The 11,353-nt window shown below is 65.1% G+C and carries 10 protein-coding genes; 8 read left to right on the top strand and 2 right to left on the bottom strand.

Annotated features, from left to right (window positions below):
- Nucleotides 1-18: 18 nt before the first annotated feature.
- The 8 genes from ACKVEX_RS03910 to ACKVEX_RS03875 all read left to right on the top strand — a co-directional run bounded on the left by ACKVEX_RS03910 (nt 19) and on the right by ACKVEX_RS03875 (nt 7,541).
- Entirely contained in the window at nt 19-1,311 is a 1,293-nt protein-coding gene (locus ACKVEX_RS03910; protein ID WP_473214384.1) for an O-antigen ligase family protein, read from the top strand.
- A 102-nt stretch (nt 1,312-1,413) separates the two neighbouring features.
- Nucleotides 1,414-2,535, top strand: a complete 1,122-nt coding sequence (locus tag ACKVEX_RS03905) for a glycosyltransferase family 9 protein (RefSeq protein ID WP_473214383.1) — start codon at nt 1,414-1,416, stop codon at nt 2,533-2,535.
- Complete coding sequence (locus tag ACKVEX_RS03900; protein WP_473214382.1) at nt 2,517-3,656, top strand: glycosyltransferase family 4 protein; 1,140 nt, start codon at nt 2,517-2,519, stop codon at nt 3,654-3,656. Before ACKVEX_RS03905 ends, ACKVEX_RS03900 begins: the two co-directional genes overlap by 19 nt.
- Nucleotides 3,625-4,695: a glycosyltransferase gene (locus ACKVEX_RS03895; protein ID WP_473214381.1), complete on the top strand. Its 1,071-nt coding sequence runs from the start codon at nt 3,625-3,627 to the stop codon at nt 4,693-4,695. Before ACKVEX_RS03900 ends, ACKVEX_RS03895 begins: the two co-directional genes overlap by 32 nt.
- Nucleotides 4,696-4,697: 2 nt before the next feature.
- A complete protein-coding gene (locus ACKVEX_RS03890) occupies nt 4,698-5,552 on the top strand; it encodes a polysaccharide deacetylase family protein (RefSeq protein WP_473214380.1) in 855 nt (284 codons plus the stop codon).
- A 40-nt stretch (nt 5,553-5,592) separates the two neighbouring features.
- Nucleotides 5,593-6,105, top strand: a complete 513-nt coding sequence (locus tag ACKVEX_RS03885) for a hypothetical protein (protein ID WP_473214379.1) — start codon at nt 5,593-5,595, stop codon at nt 6,103-6,105.
- Nucleotides 6,106-6,192: 87 nt separating this feature from the next.
- The gene (locus ACKVEX_RS03880; protein ID WP_473214378.1) at nt 6,193-6,936 is read left to right on the top strand and encodes a DUF2189 domain-containing protein; all 744 of its coding nucleotides are present in this window, start codon (nt 6,193-6,195) and stop codon (nt 6,934-6,936) included.
- A gap of 110 nt (nt 6,937-7,046) precedes the next feature.
- On the top strand, nt 7,047-7,541 hold the full coding sequence (locus ACKVEX_RS03875; RefSeq protein WP_473214377.1) for a DUF3617 domain-containing protein: 495 nt from the start codon (nt 7,047-7,049) through the stop codon (nt 7,539-7,541).
- A 68-nt stretch (nt 7,542-7,609) separates the two neighbouring features.
- On the opposite strand, the gene ACKVEX_RS03870 is transcribed toward ACKVEX_RS03875, so the two are convergent.
- Nucleotides 7,610-9,247 carry a PEP/pyruvate-binding domain-containing protein gene (locus tag ACKVEX_RS03870; protein WP_473214376.1) on the bottom strand — a complete coding sequence of 546 codons (1,638 nt, stop codon included), beginning with the start codon at nt 9,245-9,247 and terminating at the stop codon, nt 7,610-7,612.
- Nucleotides 9,248-9,258: 11 nt separating this feature from the next.
- Nucleotides 9,259-11,208: a hypothetical protein gene (locus ACKVEX_RS03865; RefSeq protein WP_473214375.1), complete on the bottom strand. Its 1,950-nt coding sequence runs from the start codon at nt 11,206-11,208 to the stop codon at nt 9,259-9,261.
- Nucleotides 11,209-11,353 lie beyond the last annotated feature (145 nt).

Genomic DNA, 11,353 nt, shown 5'->3' with positions numbered 1-11,353 from the left:
CCCACCACACACAGAGTCATGCGCGCGCCGCCCTCCTCGCCCCCCGCCAACCGTCCGCTGCGGGCCGCATGGACCCGGGATACGCTCGGCCTCGCCGGCGCCTACCTGTTTGCGTTCGGGGCATGGCTGGGGGTCGCGCTCGCGCATCTCGGCCTGGCCCTGATGCTGATCGCGGCAATCTGGGACGCGCCGCGGGTCTGGGCTTGGCTGCGGCACAGCCCGTGGCCCGTGCTGATGGTGCTCTGGTGCGTAACGCTGGTGGCGACGCTGCTGGTCGCCTGGCCACGTGGCAACCTCGAACCGCCGACCCACCTGTCGGCCGCCGCCAGCCTTGCCAAACTGTGGTTGTTTCCATTGTTCGCATGGTATCTGCGCGGCGAGCGCCAACGGGTATGGACCGCGCTCGCGCTGGCACTGGCCGGCTTCGTGATCGGTCGCCTGCTCGCGATCGATCTGGACGACCCGCTGCGCACGCCGAGTTTCGACACCCGTCCCGGCTTCGGACTGCCGACGCTCGCGTTCGCGCAATATGCTGCGACCGCACTGATCGGCCTCTATCTGCTGGCGCCGCGTGTGCTGCGGGCGGGCAGCCACCTGCGCCGGGCGTTGGGGCTGGCTGCGTGGTTAACGCTGGTTGGGTTGGCATTGCTCGCACTGCTGATGGCGCAGGCGCGCATGGTGTGGATGAGCACGGGCGCGATCCTGATCGCGCTGTCCTGGGCGATCAGGGGCCGCGTCGCCGATCGGCGTGTAGTGCTCGCGCTGTCGATATTGATGATCGTGGCAATCACGCTGTTGTCGACGCGGTTCGAGCGACTCGGTCACGAGGTCGAGACCTATGCACTGCTGCTGCGTGGCGACTGGTCCGAGATCGGCTACGGCTCCGCGGGTCTGCGTTTCCATGCCTGGGGCTACGGACTGGAACTGTGGCTGCAGCGCCCCTGGCTGGGATGGGGACCGGGCGCGGCACGCGAGTTGCTCGCGACCCATCCGGACGTTCATCTCCACGTTCTCCCGCACTTTCACAACATCTACGTGGAACTGGCAGTAGGAATCGGCCTGCTGGGTGGCATTCCGCTGGCGATCGGATGTGTCGCGGTGTTCCGCTCCATCGCTGCGGCAAGCCGGTCCGGTCGCCTGCCGGCCGAACTGTGCCTGTTCCTCGCGGCCGGGCTCGCGCTGCACCTGCTGGTGGGTATGACGAACTCTCGGGTGGTGAACTCGGACTGGGCGTTCATGTGGATCCTGCTGGCCGGAGTGGCCACGACCACAACGTCGCCGCACGGCAACAAAGGTGTAACTGCGGCATAACATGCGCTTGATCTAATCCGCCCCAACCGGCGGAACTCGGTCTGCCGGAAAACTGAACGCACAAGCCGCAGCGGCTCGCGAAAAATCAAGAACCGGCACGACGTGAAGCGCATCCTCATCATTCGAAGTTCGGCCATCGGCGACATCGTGTTCGCGTCGCCGATCGCGCATTGTCTGCGCCGAGCACATGCGAACGCGCATATCGTCTGGCTGCTCGAACCCGGCCTGGAAGCGCTGATCGCCGACGATCCCGACGTCGACGCGGTACTGACCTGGTCGAAATCCGAATGGATCCGGCTGGCGCGCAGCGGTCGCCTGATAGCGCTGGCGAGGGCCGTGACCGATTTCGTCCGCACACTGCGGCAACAGCGCTTCGACACCGTACTCGACCTGCAAGGCCTGCTCAAGAGCGGCGTGCTTGCGAGACTGTCCGGGGCACCGACACGCATCGCGCTGGGCGGTTTCGAGGGCAGCCGTTGGCTGATGACGGAGGTCGTTCCGAAGAAAGGCGTGCATCTGCGGATCAGCGCCGAATACCGGCATCTGGCCGAGCACCTCGGACTCCCGGCGGGTGACTTCGCACCACGACTGCATCTGGCCCCACAGGCGGTGTCCGATACGTTCGCCAGACTGCAAGCACTCGATCTGGATAAACAGGCCTATGCGGTGCTCGCACCCTTCACTACGCGCCCGCAGAAGCACTGGCGAGAGGACGGTTGGCGAAGGGTCGCGACAAGCCTGCGCGACGAACTCGGTCTGGCCACGGTACTGCTCGGCGGCCCGGCGGACATCGCTGCCGCTGCGCGCATCGCTGCCCCGGACAACGGTCTGATCGACCTGACCGGTAAGACGAGCCTGCGCGACAGTGCAGCGATCGTGTCCCGGGCCTCCATCGTCATCGGCGTCGACACCGGGCTGACGCACATGGGCATAGGCTTCGACCGGCCCACCGTGGCCATCTTCGGTTCGACCCGTCCCTATCTCGATCCGGTCCGGACAAACGTTCGTCCGATCTGGCTGGGCCTCGCCTGCTCGCCATGCAGGAGGCGTCCGACCTGCGGGGGTGCCTTCACCTGTCTGACGGACATCACGCCCGATCACGTCATGGACGAAGTCGGCGTACTGCTCGGTGAGCGTTCCTGCGCAGACACGATACCCCGTCCCCCGTTCTCCACTTCCGAGCCAACCACACTTCGGAGCATACGATGCCAACTCGCAATCTGACAGTCCTGCATGTAGAAGCGGGCAAGCACTTCTACGGTGGGGCGCTGCAAGTCGTCCTGATCATCGAGGGGTTGCGTCGACGGGGTATACACAACGTATTGGCCTGTCCGACCGGCAGCGAGATCGCACGCGCCGCAGCCCCTTTCGCCGAGATCGTCGAGATGCCGATGAACGGCGATGCGGACATTGGCATGGTTTTCAGGCTGAGCAAGCACATGCGCAGACTCGATCCGGATGTCGTGCATCTTCACAGCCGTCGTGGCGCAGACCTGTGGGGTGGCGTGGCCGCCAGCATGGCTGGCCTTCCCTGCGTGCTGTCGCGCCGCGTGGACAATCCGGAATCGCCAACGCTTGCGGCCCTGAAGTATTCGCTGTTCGATCAGGTCATCACAATCTCTGACGGGATCCGGGACATCCTCATAAACGAGGGCGTGCCTGACCACAAGGTGAGCACGGTACGCAGCGCGATCGACGCGTCGGGCTGGACTGCAGCAGTCGACCGGTCAGCATTTCTGACCGAGTTCGGTTTGCCGGAGGATGCACTCACAATCGGCATGATCGCGCAGTTGATCAGGCGCAAAGGGCATCGCCACCTTTTGGACGCCTTGCCGTCGGTGCTCGGCGAGTTCCCGAACGTCCATGTGCTGATGTTCGGACAGGGACCGATGGAGGCCGAACTTCGCGCGAGCATCAGCGTACGCGGACTCGAACATCGCGTCCGGCTGGTCGGCTTCCGGCGCGACCTCGCGCGCTGGATCGGTGGCCTGGACGTGCTCGCCCACCCCGCCGACATGGAGGGCCTCGGGATCGCGCTGCTACAGGCCGCGGCCGCCGGCGTACCGGTCGTTGCGAGTCGCGCGGGCGGCCTGCCCGAAGCGGTCGAGGACGGCGTCACCGGCCTGCTGAGCCCGCCGGGAGATCCCGTCCATGTCGGCTGGGCGCTGCGCACCCTGCTCGGCGACAAGGCGATGCGCGACAGAATGGGTCGCGCAGGGCGAAGACGGATCGAGCGCGAGTTCTCCATCGACGCAATGGTCGATGGCAATCTCGCCGTTTATCAGGACTGCATCCTGAACTGGGAGATGAAGCGTGCCGGTGGGCTCACTGCACGTCATAGCTAGCCGCGAGATGGGCGGCGCCGAGCGGTGGTTCGCGCGTTTCGTCCGTGCGCTTCAACGCGCCGGAGATCCGGTGAGAGCGCTGGTGCGCACCGGCAGCGACCTGTCCCGTCACCATCTCGACGGCATCGACACGATGAGCCTGCCGATGCGTACCGTATGGGACCCGATATCGCGCGGACAGGTCAGCCGGACCGCTGCACGCTGTGACGCGCCGATCGTGCAGACCTACATGGGACGCGCCTCTCGGCTCACACGGCTGTCGCGCACCTCCGGCAAGATCCATGTCGCGCGGCTGGGCGGCTATTACGGGCTTCACGCGTTCCGCCATGCGCATGCTTGGGTCGGCAATACACAGGGATTGTGCGACTGGATGGTTCACGAAGGTTTCCCCGCCGCTCGGGTGTTCCACATTCCGAACTTCGCCGAACCGGCGACGATCGCGTCGGCGCGGGAAAACGCCGAATTACGGGCGTCGATCGGTCTGACCGACGATTGGATGCTCCTGCACCCGGCCCGTTTCGTCCCGGTCAAGGGTCATGCGGAACTGCTTAAGGCGATCGCGCGGTTGCCCCGCACGATTGCGGGCCGACGTGCGCGCCTCGTGCTCTTGGGCGACGGTCCGTTGCGCGGACGACTCGAGCACCAGGCACGTGGTCTCGATCTGGGTGACCGTATCGTATGGGCCGGCTGGACGCAGTCGCCGGACCGATGGTTCCAGGCGGCCGATCTGGTGATCTTTCCTTCGCGCGAAGAGGAGACGCTCGGCAACGTGATCCTGGAAGCCTGGAGCCATCGCAGACCCCTTGTTGCCACAGCCTTTCGCGGCGCCCGGGAACTGATCAGACAAGGTGAAGACGGGATCGTCGTCCCCTGCGACGACTCCGAGGCCCTCACCGATGCGATCGTGTACGCGCTGACCGACGATGCGCTACGCAGCGAACTGGCCAAGCACGGAGCGCACCGGGTCGCGCACGAGTTCACGGAATCGGCCGTCGTGTCGCGCTATCGCGAGCTTTACCGCGCGCTTGCCCGAGCATGATCATGACCCGCCATCTCGAGGCCACTGTCCGATCGCTATCGATCAGTATCATGATGTATCACCAGATCGGTCCGTTCCCGAAGCTGAACCGGACAATGAACCTTCATCGCTCGACATACTGCCGTGTGGAACGGTTCAGGGCGCAGATGGGCTGGCTGGCACGCCACGGCTACACGGTGCTGTCGATGGACCAGGTGCTCGCCTGCGTGACCGGCCACAGGACCACACCACCACGTGCGGTTGCACTGACCTTCGACGATGGTTACGAGAACTTCGCCGAGCACGCGTGGCCGATCCTCAGGAGCCATCGCTTCCCCGCAACCGTCTATCTCATCTCTGGGCTGATCGGCCGTCCATCGAGCTGGTTTGCTGCCGACGGTCGCGATACGCCGCCGTTGATGTCGGGCGCACGCATCCGGCAGCTTGCCAGCGAGGGCTGCACCTTCGGCGCACACACGGTCAGTCATGCGAAGCTCGCAGAGCATGATACCGCGCGCATCCGCAGCGAAGTTCGCGATTGCAAAACCCAGATCGAGGATGTGCTCGGGCAGCGAATCAATCACTTCTGCTACCCCTACGGCAGCCATGATCTGCGCTGCCTCGACGCGGTTGCAGCGGCGGGCTATGCAAGCGCGACGACCTGCGTCCGCGCTTCCGCGAGCCTGGGCGACGACCCACTCGCGTTGCCGCGAAAAGCCATCTCCTATGGGGACAACCTGCTCGGCGTCGCGTGGAAGCTGCACATGAAGAACCACGCCAAGGAAGCGAAGGTGCGACGACCAAGGCAGATCGATCGGTGCGAACAGATCGACGCAGCGGCCACCGTTCAGGCGGATTCAAACGCGTGTAACATGTAACGTGCATGATCGGAGCGTCACTCTCACAGGAGACACGATCATGTCCTACCGTGAATTGGTCCATCAGCGCGATGCCGAGACGCTGGGCATCGTCAGACAGGCCGGCATGCTGGCCCTCGAGGCCGCCGAGGCGTTCGGCCGGTTGTCGCTGGAAACGCTGCACAATCGCGTGACCGCACACCACCAGTGGTCGCTCGCCCTCGCCGACGGACAGCCCGTCGACCTGCAGATACCGGAACACACGCATCACTACCTGCACAGGTCGTTTCACATATTCACCGAGCATTACTCGCAGTGGATGCGCCTGGCCGAGGCCCAGATGCAGATCGCTCAGCGCAATGCGCACGAGACACTCGAGCGCCTGCAGCAATGGTCGCCGCACGGGACCGAGTTCGCCGCACAGACCCTGGATGTGGTCGTCGACGCAACCGAGCATTCAGCCGAAAGCCTTGCGGACGCGAGCGTAGCGATCACGCAGGCGATGGACGCGCGCATCGCAGAGGCGCAACCGACGCGGCCGAGATCCACGCGACGCAGGATCAGCGGCACCTAGAGACGTAACGAAAACATGATCTGGATCATGGACACGTGGCACGCGATGACATGACCATCGGGGTTCATCCACCGCCGGAGCTGCGTGATGGACCCCACACGCCCACAACCCGTCCCTGTATCACGCCGTGATCTGATCGCATCGCTGTCCGCAGGGTGGGCGTCGTTCAGACTCGCACCGATGCTGAGCATGGGCTTTGCGGCCATCTTCAGCGTGATCGGCACCGTGCTGATCTCCGGTGCGATCGGCCTGGGGCTTGCGCCCATGAGCTGGGCGCTCGCTGGCGGATTCCTGCTGGTCGGACCGGTCATCCTGTCGGGATTCTTCGGCATCACCGCCGCGCTGCGCGAGCAGCGCAAACCCGCATTGCGGGATGTCGTGCGTGGCCTGGGCAGCGCGCCGCGCGGGCTGGTCGGACTGTCGCTGGTGTGCATCCTGCTGTTCGTGATCTGGATGACCGATGCCGGCATCCTTTACAGCTTCATGGTGGGCGACACCGCCAGCGAATGGGTGACCATTGTGCCGCTGACCGAAGCACTGCTGCGCTTCAAGCTCGGCGCCTTCACGATGGGTGCGGTCTTCGCGCTGATCGTGTTCTGCATCAGCGCCTATTCGGTGCCGTTGCTGCTGCAGCGCCGCGCCTCCCTGGTCACCGCGATCAGCGCCAGCGTGCGTGCGGTGTTCATGAGCCCGACCACCCATTTCGCCTGGGCCGTGCTGCTCGCGGTCGTGATCCTGATATCCGCGATGCTGACGCCACTGCTGATCCCAGCTCTGCCGCTGCTCGCGTTCGCGAGCGAGGAGCTGTATCGACGCACCTTCCCGCAGTAGAAGGCGCTCACCATGCCGCTTCCAGGCGTCTTGATCCGCATCATTGCACACCGCCCCAAGCCATGATCGAATGGCCTTCCAGGCTGTCCAACCCAGGTCTTTCGAGGTACATGATGCGTATAGCGTTCGCCGTTGCGCTGCTAATCGTGAGCAGTCCGTCCCTGGCCGAAACGTCGGTCGACAAACCCCTGCGCATGCCGGGCCTGTGGCAGATGAGCGCGGTCGTCAACGGTGTTCCGGACACGGTTCGAGACTTTCATTTCTGCGTGGAGAAGGACGCCGACCAACCGCTGGCGCACCCGAGCGTGTCGGTTCCCGACTGTGCAGGCCAGAGCTGGCGGCAGGATCGCCTGACCAAACACTTCAGCGCGAGTTGCGCAGACGATTCCGGAACCGTCACCATGCGTGGCGAGTTCGGCGGAGACTTCCAGTACAACTTTCAGGGCGACCTGACGCTGCAGTACGATCCGCCGCGCGAGGGCTTGTCGGACGTCACGATCCACTACGAGGGTCGGCGTCTCGCGCCGTGCAAGGACACGCTCAAACGCGGCGTCTTCCTGATCCAGGGCCAGGACGGCATCGGCAACCTCAATCTCTCCCAGTAGCGCTGCGCATCACACGCGGTTTACCACCCCACGCGTCGATCGACCCAGAGTCGCTCGGTTCCGGTGGGTCAGGCTCGCGACGACGCTGCAGTGACAACGGCGTCGCCGGACTTCCAGCGCCGCAACTCGGCGAGCCACGCGTCGGGACGTTCGACGATGGTCGAGACCTCACCCGACCACACCTTTCCGGCGTCGCCGTCCAGCGTGATCACATCACCTTCGGCCAGGGTCTCGCCGCCGAAGCGCGCTCGCGCATACTGATCGTCACATTGCAGCGCAGAACAGCCCACCAGGCAAACCTTGTTCATCTGGCGCGCGACGACGGCCGCATGGGACGTACGCCCGCCCATCGCGGTCACAATGCCGTCGGCGATCGCGATGCCCTCGATGTCGCCTGTCGCGATGTCGTCGCGCACCAGGATCACCGGCTGTCCGGCGGCATGCATTTCGCGCGCGCGCTCGACCGACAGCGCGATACAGCCGCTGACCACGCCCGGGCCGGTGGACAGCGCCCGCGCGAGTGGCGCCTGGTCGGGCGTGGTTGCGCGGCGTCGCCGCACCACGGTCTCCGCATCGATTCCGTCCAGTCGCGCAATCGCTTCGCCGGGCGTGATCAGGCCTTCCTTCGCCTGCTCGACCACGATCACGACCGCTGCCCAGGGGGTGCGCTTGCCGGTCCGACTCTGTAGCAAATACAGCACGCCGTCCTCGACCGTGAACTCGAACTCCTGCATGTCGCCGAACTCCGCTTCCAACAAGGTCGCGACCTCCTGCACCTCGGTGGCCACCGACGGCAGGCGTTGCGCGAGCAGGTCGGCCTCGCCCAGGGCGTGGCGACCGGACACCACGTCCTCACCCTGAGCGTTGAACTGGAAATCAACGTAGAGGCGCTTTTCGCCGGTGGCCGGGTCCCGGGTGAACGCAACGCCTGAACCGGACGTGCCGCCGCCGTTGCCGAACACCATCATCTGCACCGTCACCGCAGTGCCGAGATCGTCCGGAATGTCGTTCAGGCGGCGAAAGCTGGCCGCCTTGTCGCTCTCCCAGGAGTCGAACACCGCTTCGGTGGCCCGCAGCAACTGATCCTTGGGCGACTGCGGAAAGTCGCGCCCGGTCAGCCGCCGGAACAGGTCCAGGCTCTCGCGCGTGATCTCGCGCAGCGCATGGAAATCGAGTTCGGCAGGGGTAGTCACGCCAGCCACGGCCAGATGCGGCTCGACCAACTGTTCGAACGCGTTCGGCGACAGCGCGAAAACCACCTCGGCATAGCTCTTGATCAGGCGGCGATACGAATCCCACACCAGTCGCGGGTTGCCGGTCGCGCGTAGCAGGCCGTCCGCAGTCGCATCGCACAGCCCGATGTCGAGCAGCGTTTCCATCATGCCGGGCATCGACACCGGCGCGCCCGAGCGCACCGATACCAGCAGCGGGCGCCTGGTGCCGCCGAAGAACCGGCCGGTACGCTGCTCCAGGCGTCGCACATGATCGGCCAGCACCGCCTCGAGCCCTGAAGCCCGATGGTGTTGCTCACGCCACGCACGGCACCATGCAGTCGACAGCACGAAGGCCGGCGGTACCCGCATGCCGGCACCGGCCATGCGCGCAAGGTTCCAGGCCTTGAATCCGAGCGTGTCCGGCGACCCGGTCGGCGTCGGTGCACCCGCGCCGAAATGAAAGATCTCGTCGGCCAGATTGAATTCGTCCATATCCGTTCTCCTCATGCCGCAACGCGCGCAAGCACCTGGTCACGCAACAGTTGCACGCAATGCATCAGCGCGTCGGTCGCGCGCTCCAGGTTCGCCGCGATCGCGTCGAGCACGTAGAGCTGGCGCGACTCGATCGGCTCCGCGAGCAATGCGTGGCGAACCTGTCGCAGCGTGTCGTCGGCCATCTTCTCGAAGTCGACGACGCGATGCACCGCCTCGAGAAAGTCCTGCATGTCCTCGCGTGACATGCCCCGCCGCAGCACGCGCGCCGCGATCAGGGCCTTCAGGTACTCCTGCGTCGCCGACAAGGTCAGTCCATGCAGTGAAGCGAGCGGACCGATGGCCACGTGCACGTCGAGCCGACCCGGAATCAGCGTGCAATGAAACGCAGCCTCCTCCAGCTCGTCCGGTACGTCGTCCGCGCAGCGTATGATGTCGAGCAGCGTTTCGGCCTCCTCGACCTGTCCGCCCGCCTCATGCACGCGAATCACGAGTTCGTCGGCGCGGCGCTCCCAGAACTTTGCCCGCCGCGAATGAATGCCCATCAACCGATCGAAATCGGCAGACTCCAGTTGCAGCCAGCCATCGCGCAGACAGGACGCGATCTCGACCGTATATGACGCATGTTCGACGAGGAGATCGAACAGACCCTGCTCGGCGCTGCGGAAGTTGCCGAACAGTTCGGCACGCAGTTCGTCCCGCACTAGTTCGACCGGTCTGCCGGCGAGCATCGCCTGGCTGCAGATGCGCAGCGCAAACTGCAGAAACTCGCGCGCGCGCTCCAGGCCGATGATCTGGTAGAGCTGTTCGCCGTAGCGAAACGCGCCCCGACCGACCAGCTCCAGCGTCTCGAACAGCATCTGCTGCCCGCCGCAGCGCAGGAACGCCATATGGCCCAGATCGTTGGCAGCGGCCCATGCGAGCAGTTCGCGGGCCTCGTTCTTGGGCAGGAAGACCTTGATCTGCTTGCGCGCCTTGTTCCAGTCGATCAGGAACACCAGCCTGGATCCGAGCATCTGCAGAAACTGAAGCATCCCGGCACGGTCGCGCGCGACATGGCGGCCGACGCACAGATGATAGACGCCGTCCTCCATGCTCTGGTCGGCACGCGAGCGCGCATCCTCCCATTCGACCTTCCAGCCCCGGAACATGCCCTGGAAGAACAGCAGGCGCTGCAGATGCACGTCGGTGTAGGTCACGCTGACCGAATCCTCGCGCACATGCACGACCAGCACGTGCGCGTCGGTGGTGCCGATGTCGTTCTGGATCACCAGTACGTCGCCGGAGCGGGTCGCGGTGGTGCCCAGACCGGGATGCTCGAACTTCAGCGGCGCGGTGCGATGGATGCCGGCCATGAACGCACGCACCAGCTCCCGGTCGTCCGCAGCGATACCATAGACCGCGGCGCCGTCGACATGCTCTGCGGCCAGCCAGTTCTGCATCGTGTTGAGCGACTTGTGCGCATCCATGACCACCAGATGAAGGCTGTCACCGGCACTGCGGTCGCCGGACGTGATCGTCGCGATCGCATCCTCGTCCACCCAGTCGTCCCGGGGCGGTACCAGGCGCTCGAGCAGCCGCTCCAGCCGCCGGGAAAGCTCCCCCGCGGATGCGAACTCGGCTTCGTCGCCGACCGAAGCGAACGGCGCGAGCATGGCCTGCATGTCCTCGAAGATACCTGCATAGATGAGTTCCGCATTCGGTATGCGGTAGCCATCCGACTCGGCCACCGTCGCCCCGACCGCCGCATCCAGCTCAGCCGGCTCCACGCCGCTGGCCAGGCGCTCGCCGCGCAGTCCAGAGAACGGCAACTCGGGACGCCTGGCGTGCATTCGGGCCGCCTGCAGCAGCGCGAAACGGTACTTGAGACGATCATTGGCCGCCAGCGCACCATTGACCAGCGCCGGCAACGCGATGGCCTGCTCACCCAGGGCGAGAACAATCTTGCTCTTGACCGTCACGATCCGCCTCCATGCTTACGATAAGCCCCAAAGCTTAGCGTCTGCAGATTGCGTCTTCATTGCAGCATCCTGGCCATGACAGAGCGATCCGGATGCTCATGCGCTCATAAACGATTCTTAGCACAGCCTTCGACTCCGTTTGTTA

The sequence above is a fragment of the Denitraticella aggregata genome, assembly GCF_048158365.1.
Lineage (GTDB): Bacteria > Pseudomonadota > Gammaproteobacteria > Burkholderiales > Rhodocyclaceae > Azoarcus_F.
This window is presented reverse-complemented; position numbering and strand designations above follow the sequence as displayed.

Coding starts and splice junctions, on each gene's coding strand:
- ACKVEX_RS03870 (WP_473214376.1), bottom strand. CDS start 9,247: ATGGACGAATTCAATCTGGCCGACGAGATCTTTCATTTCGGCGCGGGT.
- ACKVEX_RS03890 (WP_473214380.1), top strand. CDS start 4,698: ATGACCCGCCATCTCGAGGCCACTGTCCGATCGCTATCGATCAGTATC.
- ACKVEX_RS03880 (WP_473214378.1), top strand. CDS start 6,193: ATGGACCCCACACGCCCACAACCCGTCCCTGTATCACGCCGTGATCTG.
- ACKVEX_RS03885 (WP_473214379.1), top strand. CDS start 5,593: ATGTCCTACCGTGAATTGGTCCATCAGCGCGATGCCGAGACGCTGGGC.
- ACKVEX_RS03910 (WP_473214384.1), top strand. CDS start 19: ATGCGCGCGCCGCCCTCCTCGCCCCCCGCCAACCGTCCGCTGCGGGCC.
- ACKVEX_RS03900 (WP_473214382.1), top strand. CDS start 2,517: ATGCCAACTCGCAATCTGACAGTCCTGCATGTAGAAGCGGGCAAGCAC.
- ACKVEX_RS03875 (WP_473214377.1), top strand. CDS start 7,047: ATGATGCGTATAGCGTTCGCCGTTGCGCTGCTAATCGTGAGCAGTCCG.